The sequence below is a fragment of the Shewanella sp. Actino-trap-3 genome, from assembly GCF_002836275.1.
In the GTDB taxonomy this organism is placed as follows: Bacteria; Pseudomonadota; Gammaproteobacteria; order Enterobacterales; family Shewanellaceae; genus Shewanella; species Shewanella psychromarinicola.
This window is the reverse complement of sequence record NZ_PJCE01000001.1, coordinates 202,184-217,380: the sequence shown is the minus strand read 5'-3', so window position 1 is coordinate 217,380 and position 15,197 is coordinate 202,184. Positions and strand designations below refer to the sequence as shown.

The 15,197-nt window shown below is 40.4% G+C and carries 10 protein-coding genes; 9 read left to right on the top strand and 1 reads right to left on the bottom strand.

All coding sequences use genetic code 11. From position 1 onward, the window contains the following. Window positions 1-14: 14 nt before the first annotated feature. Window positions 15-3,548 (bottom strand): PAS domain S-box protein, encoded by a 3,534-nt coding sequence (locus CXF80_RS00965; protein WP_101030318.1) that lies wholly within the window; start codon window positions 3,546-3,548, stop codon window positions 15-17. Window positions 3,549-3,833: 285 nt separating this feature from the next. Here CXF80_RS00965 and CXF80_RS00960 point away from each other — a divergent pair, with 285 nt between their 5' ends. The 9 genes from CXF80_RS00960 (at window position 3,834) to CXF80_RS00920 (ending at window position 15,188) form a co-directional block, all read left to right on the top strand. Next, window positions 3,834-5,141 (top strand): SpoIIE family protein phosphatase, encoded by a 1,308-nt coding sequence (locus CXF80_RS00960; protein ID WP_101030317.1) that lies wholly within the window; start codon window positions 3,834-3,836, stop codon window positions 5,139-5,141. A 10-nt stretch (window positions 5,142-5,151) separates the two neighbouring features. Continuing rightward, a complete protein-coding gene (locus CXF80_RS00955) occupies window positions 5,152-5,544 on the top strand; it encodes an ATP-binding protein (protein ID WP_101030316.1) in 393 nt (130 codons plus the stop codon). A 343-nt stretch (window positions 5,545-5,887) separates the two neighbouring features. Then, window positions 5,888-6,253, top strand: a complete 366-nt coding sequence (locus tag CXF80_RS00950; RefSeq protein ID WP_101030315.1) for an STAS domain-containing protein — start codon at window positions 5,888-5,890, stop codon at window positions 6,251-6,253. A gap of 47 nt (window positions 6,254-6,300) precedes the next feature. Continuing rightward, on the top strand, window positions 6,301-7,584 hold the full coding sequence (locus CXF80_RS00945) for a polysaccharide biosynthesis/export family protein (RefSeq protein ID WP_101030314.1): 1,284 nt from the start codon (window positions 6,301-6,303) through the stop codon (window positions 7,582-7,584). 10 nt (window positions 7,585-7,594) lie between these two features. Then, window positions 7,595-9,118, top strand: coding sequence for an exopolysaccharide biosynthesis protein (locus CXF80_RS00940; RefSeq protein ID WP_232772015.1), 1,524 nt, complete (start codon window positions 7,595-7,597; stop codon window positions 9,116-9,118). Next, a complete protein-coding gene (locus CXF80_RS00935) occupies window positions 9,058-10,332 on the top strand; it encodes a capsular biosynthesis protein (protein WP_101030313.1) in 1,275 nt (424 codons plus the stop codon). Before CXF80_RS00940 ends, CXF80_RS00935 begins: the two co-directional genes overlap by 61 nt. 314 nt (window positions 10,333-10,646) lie before the next feature. Beyond that, the gene (locus tag CXF80_RS00930) at window positions 10,647-11,978 is read left to right on the top strand and encodes an oligosaccharide flippase family protein (protein WP_101030312.1); all 1,332 of its coding nucleotides are present in this window, start codon (window positions 10,647-10,649) and stop codon (window positions 11,976-11,978) included. Next, the gene (locus CXF80_RS00925; RefSeq protein WP_101030311.1) at window positions 11,975-13,015 is read left to right on the top strand and encodes a glycosyltransferase family 2 protein; all 1,041 of its coding nucleotides are present in this window, start codon (window positions 11,975-11,977) and stop codon (window positions 13,013-13,015) included. The genes CXF80_RS00930 and CXF80_RS00925 overlap by 4 nt, the downstream gene beginning before the upstream one ends. A 199-nt stretch (window positions 13,016-13,214) precedes the next feature. Then, window positions 13,215-15,188 carry a WecB/TagA/CpsF family glycosyltransferase gene (locus tag CXF80_RS00920; RefSeq protein ID WP_101030310.1) on the top strand — a complete coding sequence of 658 codons (1,974 nt, stop codon included), beginning with the start codon at window positions 13,215-13,217 and terminating at the stop codon, window positions 15,186-15,188. The last annotated feature ends 9 nt before the right edge of the window (window positions 15,189-15,197 follow it).

The window sequence follows — 15,197 nt, the reverse complement described above, 5'->3', positions numbered from 1 at the left end:
GTTGAAATGAATCTTCAATCATCTAATTGATAAATTTGTTTAATTACATCAACACTTTGATTTGCTATGACAATAGTCTGTTCTAATAATTCTGCTATGGGATCCCTGCCCTCTCTTGAAGCCACTTCTAACGTTTTAGCAGCTTCATACAATGCTGCAGCCCCAAAACTACCAGAACTGCTTTTTAGGGTATGAGCTTCATCTTCAATTCGACTCATGTCACCGTCAGGTCCTAGTCTTTGTAATGTTTCTATTCTCATTTGTACTTCTTGGCAAAAGACCTTTAGCATCTTCTTTAAGGTTTTTTCGCCAATAACATCGACTAAATTAGCTATTACATCAAAATTTAATAGGCCAATGTTCATCTTAGTCTCTTGCAATGTATTGCTTTGGACAGCAGCTATATCATTGTTTGGCGACAGTGATAAAGGTAAATTCATGTTAATGTCTTCCTCAGATTGTTCCTCTGAGGGACAATCAACACTATGCGGTAATTCAAGCGCCATCTTTTGCTGCAAAGTTATTTCGACTTGATCTTCTGGCTCATCGCGTGTTGATGTTTGCGCTTTATTAACCCACTTAGCGACACCGTCGATCAAATCTTTGCTATTGACCGGTTTACCAATAAAATCAAGCATTCCTGCCTGAGTACACGCCTCTAACTCTTCTTTGAATACATTGGCTGTCATCGCCAGAATAATTTGTTTAGGTTTTTGCTGTAAAATAAGGCTTGTCGCCTCTAACCCATCCATTTCTGGCATACGAATATCCATTAAAATGATGTCATAGTCAGTTTTAAGCGCCATGTTAACCGCTTCTACACCATTGTTAGCATAATCAATATTAGCCCCCTGTTTAGTCAACATCGTTCCTGCAACCATTTGATTTGCAGGACTGTCTTCAGCCAAGAGGATTTTACAGTGTTGAGGAAATGAAACATTATCTCGCTGTTGCGATTCAAGTTTGGTTTCTTGGGTTGATCCGCTGATTAGATTTAGCAACATCGCGCGACTAAGGGGTTTGTTAACGACTTGCTCTATGCCCATTTCATTTAATAGTTGCGACACTTGAGTATTCACTCCAGTGCTCAATGCAGCTAAAATACCTTGTGGCAATAAAAAGTCATTATGTAAAATTTTCAATAACTTTCTATCAACCGACATAATGTATGAATCATCGAGTAAAATGAGGTCAAACCGTCCCCGAACTCGCGATAGTTTAAAAACGTTAGCGACATCATTTATATACGTTGTTTTTACACCGTATTCTATATACTGTTTTTTTACCAATTTGCACAATTGCTTATCAGGGTGAATAATCAGCACTCGAGAATGTTCAGGTAATTTTGCATAATGATTTATTGCTTTGGTACTTTTATCTAGCGTCACAAACAAATTGAATCGGCTGCCTTTACCAAGTTCACTTTCCACCGAGATATCACCATCCATCATCCGTACCAATTCGGCACAAATCGCTAACCCTAAACCCGTCCCCTTATAATTAGTGGTATGGGTGTCGTGAACTTGGGAAAATTCAACAAATAGCTTTGCTTGAGCATCCACACTGATACCAATACCTTGATCTGATATTGAACAACATAGCTCAACACGTTCTTTATGACTATCTGGTATCCACATTTCTACAGTAATACAACCTGAATTTGAAAACTTAATCGCATTGTCAACCAGGTTATGGATCACTTGACGAAGCCGCTGAGGATCACCGACTAAACGCTGTGGAACATTGCGATTAATATAACTGGCAAGATGTACGCCTTTTTCTAATGCTTTATTGGCAAGGATCTGCAGCACCTGAGCTACTAGGTTATCGGGTTCAAACTCATGAGACTCAAGCACCATTTGCCCTGCTTCAATTTTAGAAAAATCTAAAATATCGTTAATGGTGTTTAATAGCGCATCGCCCGCTTCTTTAGCCGTTGTAGCATAAGTTCGTTGCTCTTTTTGAAGCGATGACCCCAAGAGTAACTCAACGCTACCCAGCACGGCATTTAATGGAGAGCGGATTTCATGACTCATGGTGGCTAAAAAGCGTGATTTAGCTTTACTGCCTGCTTCAGCTTGCTCTTTGGCAAGTCGCAACTCTTCTTCTTTTGATTTTTGCTCAGAAATATCCCGTACAAATGCGGTAAATAAAACATCATCTCCCAGCTGAATAGGTATGACCCTTAACTCAATGGGAAACTCTTTACCATCTTTATTGTGGGCGGGTACCTCAATCCGTTTGTGCAACACCGCCCCTTTGGCCGTTTGCCGATAATGTTCCATACCTTTTCGATGAGCTTGTTGCAATGCCTTAGGAATAATTAAATCTTCTAAGTATTTACCTAACACTTCTTCGCGGGAATAACCAAAAAGCTTAATCGCTGCTGGATTAAATTCTTCTACACTACCGGTAATATCAATAGTAATTAATGCATCTTGGCTTGCCTCAAGCGTCGCCAGTAAAATTGACTGGCTTCGTTCAGCCGCTTTCTGATTAAGCTTTATTGCAGTAAGATCTTTAATAAATCCCAAAAATAAAATGTTGTTATCAATGACCATTTTAGACACTGACAACTCAATAGGAAATTGATGTCCGTCTTTGTGTTCAGCAATCAACTCTCTGCCGGTACCGATTATCTTAGCTTCAGCCCCGTCAAGGTAACGCTTTATATAGTGGCCATGCATTTCTCGATCGGCTATTGGCATCAGTATAGAAACATTTTCACCCACCAGCTCCTCGTTACTATAGCCAAAAAGACGGGTCACAGATTTATTCACTTCAGTAATCAAGCCGTTAACATCAATGATAACAAATCCGTCCGCAGCTGATTCTAAAATAGTATTTAATCTGACGTTTGCTCCCGTTAAGGCATGAGCTCTTGAATCAATATTTTGTACCATTTGATTAAAAGCAGTGGTGGTTTGAGCAATTTCATCTTTACCGACAAGCGGTATTTGCACCCCGGTTTTACCTTGCAAAATAAGTTTTGAGGCTATTTGTAATTGCATCAGATTACGAGTCAAATACACAACTAATAACCAAGAAAATAGTGCGGCGAGGAGTATTCCAACAGCCGCAATAGATAAAAGCCGGCTAGAAGCTTGAATTAAAAAGGCATCAAATCCAGAGCGGTCAAATCCGATTTGAACAGCCCCAATATCAAGCCCATCCTTAATTATTGGCCTGGTTATATCAAAAATATTGTTTTGTTCATCAATTTGGCCTACTTCATCAACGCCCCATATAACATTGCTGGACTCTTTGTGCATTGCGACGATAAGTTGATTATTTTTAAAAATATAAACGTAGCTGACTTCTTGTTTGTGACTAAGCTCTTTGGCTAGCTCTCTTAAGGTGGTTTTATTCAACTCATTTAGCGCATCTTTAGCCGCTACCGAAAATAAGCTCGTGGTTAGGCTCGCTCGTTTCTCAATTTCAGACTGGTTAGATTGTTTGAGGTAATCAATACTGGTGTAGACCAAAATAAATAGCAATATGGCTTCAATCAGTACCACTCCTATAATCGTTTTCAATCGAAAAGACAAATTCCCTCTCCCTTACGGACCAGCAAATAACGTTGATAAACGTCTTATACAATTACTATGGATGAGGCTATTGCATTTTGCAATAACGACATTGCAAATTGAAAATTGAAAACAGGTATAGCAAATAAATTTTCACAAGATCATGTTTTAAAAGTTATTTGAAGAATGGAATAGTTATTGCTTGTAGTTATTGATTGTAGTTATGGGTTAATAGTGGAATTAACACCGAAGACACAGTGTGAAGGTTGATCAGTAAACCTTCAAAGGTCAACATTGGAGTAAAACATGAATCTGGCTAAGTTAACACACACTATCAATATACTGCTCGCAGAAGACTCGACAAGCGAAAGACTGTTTATCGCAAGTCTGTTGGAATTGCTGCAGGTTGAAGATTGCAACATCGTATTGCATCAGTGTATCGACGGGCAACAAGCCTTATCCTTGTGTGAAAATCACCCCATTGATTTACTCATCAGCGACTGGCGTATGCCTAAATTAACTGGGATTGCCGTCTGTAAATTATTGAAACAAACTGATTCACCTCCTTACATACTGTTACTTACCGGTAATAATGCAACTGATGACCTCATTTATGCATTAGAGTCTGGAGCAGATGATTATTTAGCTAAGCCTTTTGAACCCAAAGTGCTAAAGATGCGTGTCATCGCCGCTATTCGTCTGATTAAGGCACAACAGATAATGAAAGCACAAAATAATGCACTTAATCAGGCATTTCATAAAACACAAAAATTACTTGATCAGAAAAAATATGAATTGAAGCAAGCCGCTCAATTGCAACATGCATTATTACCTGACAAACGATTCATCTTAGAAAATTGGCAAGTGAATCATTATTTCGCTGCAGCAAATGAGTTGGCCGGTGACATGTTTCAATGCTTTACTATTGACGACCAATGGATCGGATTTTTCTTAATCGATGTGTCAGGTCACGGCGCGGGGGCCGCAATGCAAAGTTTCGCCCTGGCACAATCATTAAACCCAAGTCGAGTAGATTGGCATCAATCTCCAGCAGTACTAATGGATTACATTAATCAGGTTTTTTCAGACCCCTGCCAGCACGGTCAATTTGCCACGATGATAATAGGAAAAATCAACAGTAAAAGTGGCCAATATGAAATGTGCAATGCCGGTCACCCACAGCCCTTTCTCATCAGCCAACATCGCTGTGAGTCACTCGACATCCCTTCGAGTTTACCCATTGGTATTGATGAAAACACTCAATATATCGACTGCCAAGGTCACTTAGCTGATGATGAACATCTAATGATTTTTTCTGATGGTATTTATGAAATTAACCATCCGAAGTTGGGTATGTTTGGTCTTGAACGGCTCAAAACATTATGCATTGTCAACCACGCAATTAGTGGTGATGCGATGATCCATCGTATTCGTCATGCATTGTCAATGTGGCAACAAGGTGAAGCACAAGACGACATGTCACTTATGTTGTTTTCCAACAGACTGTGGCACCAGAAAAAGTCTGTTGAACACCAAAAAAGCCATAACCAGCAAAGCCATCAGGCAAACAAAGCGGTTAATTCATCGGGATCCATAAGTGATAAAATGCCATAAGGAGCGCATTATGAATAGTTTACAATTAAACTTAACGCCTCAAATTATTGAGCAGCAGCAATTTTGTATCGAACTAGAACAATTTATGCTGAACAACCAAGTATGTGATAAACAGCGTTTTAAAGTCATTACCTGTACGTTAGAAGGCGTCAATAATATCCTTCAACACACAAGCTGTGATGCTGCCAACATTACCTTATTAATGCACTGTAATACCGATAGCGTCATCGTCGACTTACTTGATAATGCTCTTTATACCGAATTACCCGCTTTGATTGATTGTCCTGATCAAAATGAGGAACATGGTCGGGGTTTATGGATAATGTATAGTTGGATGGATCAGGTGTGGAATCAACCCACAGTATTAGGCAGCCACCTAAGGATGAGTTTATTAAGAAACTAACCCACTTACAGACAGAAATAACGATTACGAACCCTTATAAAAGCAGTAAATTAGTCCAGCTTACTGCTTTTTAAAATCTTCGCTGCACGTCAGAACTGACTTATCACTAAAAATAACCCCCTCCGGCATGCACCAATGCATTGCAATCTGCAAAGTCTCACCCTCAATTTGCAAAAAACACTCTCGAATACATACAATCAATTGAAATTAAACAATAAAATAACTGGCACATATACTGCAATATCTTTTAGTAATTAAAGATATTCTCAGCCGATGATATAAAAATCAATGATTGATAATACCAATATTCACTTTGTTACATGATAAATCAGAGGGCGACATTATGAACTTCGAATTAAAAGCACAACAACACGCGAGTGTAGTTCGCTTACCAAGAAAAATGGTAATGGCACAAACGCCAACATATAGAGCCGCTATTTTAGAATACATCAACAAGGGTAATACTCGACTGGTCTTCGACATGAGCCAGCTTGAATACATTGACTCAAGTGGGCTTTCAGTTTTGATTTCTGCACGTAAAAATACCATGCATTATCAAGGGAATATTGTGTTGTTAAATCCAAATTCCAGCGTGAGAGCATTAATTGAGTTAACTCGGTTGCATCATATTATGGATATTTATGAATCTGAAGAGCAAGCGCTTGATGGGCTGCATGAAGATACGCCTTTAAAAGAAATGACCCGCTAGTGTCAATACGGGCAGATTATTGGGCTTTACTTATTAAGGAATTTATCATGACAAACTTATCCCACGTTACGCTCATTGGATTATTTTGCGTAAGTGTTTCAGCTTGCGTCACCCCCAATAGACCAGCAAGCGAAGATATTTGCCAGTTAACGACCTCAAGTGAATGCCACTATTTTGGTCAGCACACGCCTTATGATCGACAGATCAGTGCCCAACGTCCAAATAATCTTAAATTGGGCTTAATTGAAAACGTGCCAATCAATAATCCATACATTAATGCAAACAGCCATTTGCTCACTAAAGAAGGTGTTAAGGCGCAACACCTTGCCCCGGGCTTAATTGACTCGCAATGGCAAAAAGCCCAACTGAAATTGTCGGTGGGTGACAAATTAGATATTAATATTTTAAACGGTGAAGATTTCAGTAAAGCCGTTGAAATTGATGCCGATGGCAATATCTACCTGCCATTCATTCAAAGTGTATCAGCAAAAAACCTCACCTTAATACAATTGAACGATGCCATCAGGCATCAATTGATCATTGAAAAACTGATGCAACCTGCTGCTATCCGTATCAGCATTGTGCCCATCAGTTGGGCCCCGATTAATATCACCACTTCTGGCGCGGTATATGAACCTGGTCAGCACATGATTAATAAAAAACAACCCATTGAAACTAAAGATGACGGAAGTGATTTTTCTGGTGATCAAGCCACTGAGCGAAGCATTGATGCAGCGCTTCGTTCTTCTGGAGGTATTCGTCCAGATGCCGATTTAACGGCGGTGAATGTTATTCGTGATAATCGGATATACCGCATCGACTTAACAGGTGTTTTAACCGGCGAATCGATTCAAGAGTTTACCTTAATGGCAGGGGACAAAGTGTATGTCCCCTCAACAAACCAATTCAATGACGAATTGGCTAGACCATCGCCGATTACAACACCGGGTATTCGAGTATTTATGTCTAACTTAACCCAACCAGCAAGTTCAAACAGCCAATCAGCAGTAGACAGAGAAGCCACCCGATTCCCTTACGGTACACGCTTACTCCATGGCGCCATTGCAGCCAACTGTGTCGGCGGCGCGCAATCAACCAATGCCAGTCGTTACATATTATTAGTGACTAAAAATCCATTATCGAATCAGATGGATGTAGTCGAACGTTCGATTGATGGGTTAATACAGCAATCTTGGAAAAATAATATGAACCCAGTGTTATTACCGGGTGATGGCATTGCCTGTTATGACTCAAGAATGACCAACTTCCGTGAACTTGCACGTAGCCTAACCGACGTCATTATTCCAAGCAGCTTAATTGGCTGGTTATAAGGAGCATGTCATGGATAATGTTATTGAAGACAAAAACCAGCAAAAAAGGGCACACAATAACAATGAAGCTGATTATCAAATCAATGATGCCAAAGATAATAGCTTAAGCGAATTGGCTTACTTATTTTGGATAAAACGGGCAGCATTGGAAGGCAGTAAACTCACCCCCAAAGCACGTAAGCGTTTATATCTTAAAACGGCAATGATGAGCTTATTAATTATCTGGATCATGACGTCGATATTACTGGTGATTAAACCCACCTCTTACGTGTCAAAGTGGATATTAATCTTACCCGGTAATGGTGCTGGAGCATTAGTTAACCTAGATAGCGTAGGCCAAGCAACCAGCTCATCTAGCTCACCTTATTTGAGTTCGGCAATTGATCCTCGAGAAAATTATAAAGCCATATCTAGCAGTGATATGTTAATGACTCAGGCGGCAAAACAATTAAAAATGTCCGTTGCACAACTCGGTAAGCCAAAGCTTACGTTACCCAGCCAAACGGGTCTAATGGAATTTAGCGTTAAAGGCGGTACAGCTCAAGAAGCGCAAGATAAAGGTTGGGCATTATATCGTTCATTACAACAGCTGCTCAGCGACCTTCGTACCGATGAAGTGAATCTTCGAGATAGTGGCATTAGTCAAGGTTTAGCTGGCTACAATAGCAAAGTAAAAAAGACTCAAGATGCTATTTTAGCCTTTCAGTCAGAACGTGGTTTAGTATCACTTGATCAGTTTAAAGAACTCGCATTAACCATTGAGCGATTACGCCATGGTCGGGTCAATATGCTGTCTACATTAACCGGAATTGAAGCGGAAGAACAAAGTCTACATCAACATTTAGGAACATCATCTGATGAGGCCGCAGCTCTGTTAAAGCTGCATAATGATAAGCTCTTTCAGCAGCTATTAATGGCTTACAATGACACCATGGGCCAACAACATGCCCTATCCGCTCATTATGGAACTAATCATCCACAAATAACCAGTTTACGTGCCGAAGAAACTAAACTACAAACGGCCTTAGAAGCGCGTATAACGTTATTATTAAGACAAAAACAGCGTATACAACAAACCAAGCTACTGAATATACTGATGTTAAAAGACATTGATGGCCGCGCAGAGTTAATGGGGCAACTGATACAACTAAGGGCTAAACATCTTGGCTTAAAGCAACAACTTAGCACATTGGATGAACAAATTGTACACTGGGAAATCCGTTTAGACTTGTCTAATGATGATGCCGCAAAACTAGAAGATTTACATCGAGCTCATCAACTGGCCACCGCGGTAATGACCTCTGCTGTAGCCAAAATGGATGTAGGTAAAGCGGATATTTTTACTGCCTATCCGTTATTGCAATTATTGTCGCCACCTTCATTTGCTTCTAAAGCAGATAATTTGGCGACCATGTTATTACTTGTTGCGGCCTTTTGCGCATCGTTTATGGCAATAATAGGACTGAGTATTTTATGGATCCGCAAACCGTTACTCCGCAAAATGCTGACGAAAGAATCGTCTACAAAGCCATAGTCTACAGCTATTTGTTTTGGCTAGTGGGAGCCCTTTATATTATCGCTCCGGTTATTGCTTGGATTTTATTTTGTCGCTTACTGGTCAAAAAGCTGTCTTATCAACCCGCAAGTACCATCAGCTTAACGCTGTATATTTGGTTATTAGGTATGTGGGTGATGTTAATCGCCCTTATTGTTGGCCATCTTGAACAGGGCTTGGGCATAGCCAAATTAATAAAGTCGAGTATAGGCTGGGCTAAGGGATGGGCTTTATTGGCTATTTTTCCTGTAATTGGTTGTTTAGACATTAGGCCGCAAGTTATTTACCGAGCGTGTTGTCAAGTCTGCAAACATACCGTTATATTGCTGCCGATATTTGTACTGGCATGGCTACTTAAATTACCCAGTACCTTATATGTTTCCCCATTAAGTATTATTGGTGGCCCAGGGCCTGAGTTTTTCTCATTAAGCTTATATGAGATAGATCCTGGCAGTGGGATCCCGCGCTGGCGTTTATTTACACCTTGGGCTCCCGCATTAGGGATGTTGGGCAATTTATATTTTATTTTTGCACTTCAAGAGTCTTCTCGTCGTTGGAAACGTTGGGGGGTTATTGGCAGTTTACTTATGGTGCTAATGTCTCAATCTCGGCTGGCCTTAATTTGCTATATGGCCTTATTTGGCTACTTCTCGATGCTAAAATTTGTCCGTACCCCACTCCTGTACTTTATATTATGCCCTATCATTTTAGCGACTGGATTTGTTGGTGAATCCATTCTGAATAAAATAACCATGACTATTGCTGCGGTGAAAGGAGCCAGAGCAGACTCCACTCGGGTTCGACAGTCCTTAGCTGATATTGCTGTTGAACGATGGTGGAACGAAGCGGTTATGTTTGGTCATGGTATTGTTGAGCGAGGACCGCATATGGTGGAGTTTATGCCAATTGGTTCTCACCATACTTGGTATGGGCTATTATTTGTCAAAGGTTTGGTGGGGGCTATAGCACTGGCTATTCCCATGCTAGTGACATTTGTGGTGTTATTGCTGAGGATTTTTACCCACCCATTGGCAAAAGTAGGCATGGCGATACTGATGCTGTTAATGCTATACACTTTTGGTGAAAACTTAGAAATTCTCGCTTATCTATTTTGGCCTGGGTTGATCATTTTGGGCAAAGCGCTTATTGATCCACCGACCGCGCCATCGCACCTTGTTGACACCAAGCAGTAAATCAATTTCATCAAGGTCATTTACTCATCAAGTCTATCACTTAGCGATATTCGTTAAGTGAACTACTCTGCGACTTTCGCTCCGCTCGGATCACAGGGTTTTCTCGACAGATTCAACAAATAAAGCTTACGCCCTCCAGACTATCGAACGTTGCATTTTGCTTTTGCAATCTGCAACACGACCTTTCACAAATCGCCTTTCTCAATTAAAAAAACAAATAAACCATATAAAACAATGCATTAAAATATGGCACAATTTATGTATCAATCCCTACGAGGCATAGCATCTATGCAGTAAATTACCCTGGGATTAATATGAAAAACTGGCACGTTAATAAGTTATATCAATCAAGCCAACTCATAAATCAAGGCTTTGCGGGGTTGGGGAAAAGTATGATGTGGCTTGGTTCTGCGCAATTTAGTGGCCGGATGATCCGCTTAGTTTCCAGTGTTATTTTAGCGCGTTTATTAATGCCCGAAATTTTTGGCCAAGCAGCAATCGTACTCACCCTATTTGAACTCATTTGCACCGCCACTCGCCGTATTACCTCAGCGGCATTAATTCGCATGGATGATCAAACCTTTTCCGACCACTTTAACAGTGCAAACTGGGTCAATGTCATCGTCTGCATCATTGCCTTTTTGCTTATGGTGGCGATTAGTTTTCCATTAGCGAACTACTACCAATCTCCTCAATTGGTTATGCCTATCGCGCTAATGGCGACGAGCTTTTTATTTCTACCAATGGGTATGCAGTATGCAACATTAAATTTGCGTAGAAATAATATGCGTATTGTGGGCAGAGCTAATTTATGGCAGACCCTAATAGATGCGTTTTTAACGGCCACATTGGCATTATTAGGCTTTGGAATTTGGGCCATTATTTTACCCAAAGTTCTGGTTATTTTTATTTGGATTGCGATCCATCGTTATCAAAATCCTCTTCCTCAAACGCTGTCTACTTCGAACACCTTTAGGGACATCAACTTGGTTAAAATAACCTCGTTGTTAGCTTTTGGTATTCCGGTGAGCTTAAGCGATCTCACCACCACCCTTAGACAAAATATCGATTACTTGCTAATTGGTTTCTTTATGGGGGTAGAGACACTCGGAGTGTACTTTTTTGCTTATAACATCAGTTTAGGGATCAGCCTTGGCTTAATACAAAGTTTTGGCACCGCGTTTTACAGTCACCTTTGTCAACGCAGTTCTTTACAGCGCGATCTTTGTGCTAAATATCTCAGCAGCATTGCTGCCATTATGGCGATAACCATCCCGATAATTTTATTACAAAGCCTGTTATCACATTGGTATGTGCCCATGGTCTATGGCGATAAATGGCTCGCAACGGATGCTGTGAGTGTATTCCTGTTTTTGTGTCTGAGTGGTTTAGCAAGGCCATTAGGCGAAGCCGCTAGTCAATTATTGCTCGTTAATGGCTTAAGCCAAGTCAATTTGAAAATCAACCTATTACTAACCGCTCTATATGCCGTGGTCATCAGTATTGCTTGTCAATATAGCCTCGTTGCCGTAGCTCAAACAGTAATGGTCACCTATCTCATCACGTTACCGCTAGTGAGTATTTATAGCTATCAAAGAGTGTTTAAAAGCACTCTCCAATTAAGCCCTGTAGGAGAATCATCATGAGCCCTAAAATCTCTGTAATCATGCCCGTTTATAATGTGCAGAAATTTGTAAAACAAGCCATTGAATCTGTTTTAAGTCAAACATTTACTGATTTTGAACTTATCATCATTAATGACTGTGCGACGGACAATAGTCTGAGAATTTGTCAGAAAATAATCGATCCTCGTATCCGTATCATTAATCATATTGAAAACAAAGGACTGGCAGCTGCTCGTAATACCGGAATTCGTCATGCTTTAGGTAAATACGTCGCCTTTATTGACTCCGATGACATGTGGCATACAGAAAAACTGCAGCGTCACTGCACCCATTTAGACGAAAACCCTAAGGTGGGGATCAGCTTTTCACGTTCAAGCTTTATGAACTATGAGGGCAAAACGATTGATTTTTACCAAATGCCACAGTTAACTAATATTGATGCTGCACATTTACTTTGCCGTAATCCGGTTGGTAATGGCTCAGCACCCGTTATCCGTCGCGAAACGTTGGATGATATTCGTTTTCAAGCGGTATACAAATATGAGTTGTACTCATGTTATTTTGATGAAAAATTTCGTCAATCTGAAGATATCGAATGTTGGCTGCGTATTGTGGCAACCACTAAGTGGAAAATGGAAGGATTGCCGCAACCGTTAACTTATTATCGACTTAACCATGGCGGATTATCCGCTAACTTACTAAAGCAGCTTGCCTCTTGGGAGCAAATGATCAACAAGGCAAGATATTTTGCTCCTAAACTATTAAAACGTCATGAAAATGTTGCACGAGCTTATCAGTTACGTTATTTAGCTCGTCAAGCAATAAGAATGAAAGATGGCAAAATGGCAGCCAAATTAGCCACCCAAGCATTGCAAACGTCACCTAAAATTCTAATCGATGAAATGGGCAGGACAATTAGCACTGTGAGTGCCGCTTATTTACAATGGATACTGCCGGCAATTTGCTACCATTGGTGTGAAAGTGTAGGACATAAAATCATTGGTTTAATCCAAAAATACAAGATTATCCGTGACGGCGTGTCATCCGCGTTCTTATAACAAGGTTCATTCAAGCAATATCATCTGATTGCAAGCTGCTTTGCAAACTGCAATCAGGTGAAACAAACCCAAAAAAATCAAAATAAACCTATACAAATCAACATTATAAATAGTGGCACGATTTAAGCATTATCTAGATAACTCATTAGGAAACTCACCGAGTTTCCTATCCGTACCACAATGGTTATCGAGGTGGCTTATGCGCACTCACATCAAAAACATTTCATGGTCAGTCAGAATAGTTGAATCAATTATCAGCTTGATATTACTACTCTTGGTCAGTCCGTTGTTATTATTAAAAGCTTGTTACTTGAAATATCAGCACGCTCAAGCGATTGAAGTGGTCTATTTACACAGCGGCAATGAAAAACCTATCGCGTTATTACAATTTATTCAGCCGCAATGGTCCTATTGGTTAGGCCTCATTAATGTGATTAAAGGTGAGCTTGGCTTTGTGGGTTGTCAATATCAATATGAGGTATTGGAATATCAAGACTATATAGTCCGTCCAGGTTTAATGTCCTTTAGCCAAATGCACTCAAGAATGGGTATTGCCTATGACAAGTTTACCATTGACCCGAAATTAAATGCCTCAGTGAGCCGCTATATATTAACAACCCTTCGTTGCTTAATAGGTTATACCTTGTCATCAAAGATGGTTTGCACTAGCCAGACCCATTTTACCTTACTCAAAGTGGCGATTAGTAACGTCACCATGAAACAAGCCATTGATAGCTTATTAACCAGTGGCCGAAGCCGTAACTGTGACGCTTTCGCATTCGTCAATACAGACTGCATGAATATTGCCCATACCAATATTGAGTATCGCCAAGTATTAAATCAAACCAAGCAGGTTTTTGCTGACGGCAGTGGTTTGCGCTTAGCCTGTAAATACAACCACATTGTGCTTAAAGATAATGTTAATGGCACCGATATGTTTCCACGCTTATGTGAACAAGCAGCCAAAAATGGCACATCTATTTATTTTTTAGGTGCTAAACCTGGCGTAGCAGAAAAAGCCGCGGCGAACATGACAAAACGTTATCCCCAATTACGCATTGCCGGCATACAAGATGGCTATTTTAAAGCTCATCAAACTGAGGACGTCATTAAGCATATTAATCAGTCTGATAGCGGAATTTTATTGGTCGCTATGGGGGCTCCTACTCAAGAGATGTGGATAGCTAATCATCAGCATCAGTTGAATGTGGGAGCAGCCGTTGGTGTCGGAGGGTTATTCGACTTTTATGCTGATGCGGTCACTCGTGCACCTTTGGCACTCCGTCAAATGGGAATGGAATGGACTTGGCGGTTAATGCAAGAGCCTAAGAGAATGTGGCGTCGATATATTATTGGCAACCCATTGTTTGTTCTGCGGGTATTAATTGATTTGATCGCGCAGCGATTACTAGCGCATAAGAGTGCAAACAAAGCCACATTGCAATTTGCATCAACGCCGTCTCAAAATGCAAATCCGTTGGTTGCGACATCGATAAACGTCAACCTTTTAGACGCTACCACACAGCGAAAATCATGGGGTAAACAACGATGGTTTTTCAGCAAAATAAAGTTAAACCAAATCAGCAAAAGGCTATTGGATATTAGTGCGTCGGCTAGCTTATTGCTGATGCTGTCTCCGCTTTTATTACTCACGGCTTGTGCGATACGACTTGAATCAAAAGGCAATGTATTTTTTAGCCAAACCCGTGCAGGACAAGACAATCAACCGTTTACTATGTTTAAGTTTCGTTCAATGTTTACCGATGCAGAAGCTAGATTGGGTAAATTAACTGCACAGAATGATATGCAAGGTGGGGTGCTGTTTAAGATGAAATCTGATCCTAGGATCACTCACATCGGCGCTTGGATCCGTAAGCTATCAATTGACGAATTACCACAACTTTGGAACGTCTTTAAAGGCGATATGTCATTAGTTGGCCCGCGTCCTGCATTACCCAGTGAAGTGAACCAATATCAGTTATCAGATAGACGAAGATTAATGGTTAAACCCGGTATTACCTGTATTTGGCAAGTATCTGGCCGATCTCACATTCCATTCGACAAACAGGTTGAACTTGATGTTGATTATATCTACCAACAATCACTGATAAAAGACATTAAGTTATTATTTAAGACCATTCCGGCAGTTATTTTCGCCCGGGGTGCATACTAGGAGTAAGGA

Bases quoted from the DNA above. Each gene is read 5' to 3' on its own strand.
- CXF80_RS00925 (WP_101030311.1), top strand. From the start codon at position 11,975: ATGAGCCCTAAAATCTCTGTAATCATGCCCGTTTATAATGTGCAGAAA.
- CXF80_RS00920 (WP_101030310.1), top strand. From the start codon at position 13,215: ATGCGCACTCACATCAAAAACATTTCATGGTCAGTCAGAATAGTTGAA.
- CXF80_RS00960 (WP_101030317.1), top strand. From the start codon at position 3,834: ATGAATCTGGCTAAGTTAACACACACTATCAATATACTGCTCGCAGAA.
- CXF80_RS00940 (WP_232772015.1), top strand. From the start codon at position 7,595: ATGGATAATGTTATTGAAGACAAAAACCAGCAAAAAAGGGCACACAAT.
- CXF80_RS00930 (WP_101030312.1), top strand. From the start codon at position 10,647: ATGAAAAACTGGCACGTTAATAAGTTATATCAATCAAGCCAACTCATA.
- CXF80_RS00935 (WP_101030313.1), top strand. From the start codon at position 9,058: ATGGATCCGCAAACCGTTACTCCGCAAAATGCTGACGAAAGAATCGTC.
- CXF80_RS00950 (WP_101030315.1), top strand. From the start codon at position 5,888: ATGAACTTCGAATTAAAAGCACAACAACACGCGAGTGTAGTTCGCTTA.
- CXF80_RS00945 (WP_101030314.1), top strand. From the start codon at position 6,301: ATGACAAACTTATCCCACGTTACGCTCATTGGATTATTTTGCGTAAGT.
- CXF80_RS00955 (WP_101030316.1), top strand. From the start codon at position 5,152: ATGAATAGTTTACAATTAAACTTAACGCCTCAAATTATTGAGCAGCAG.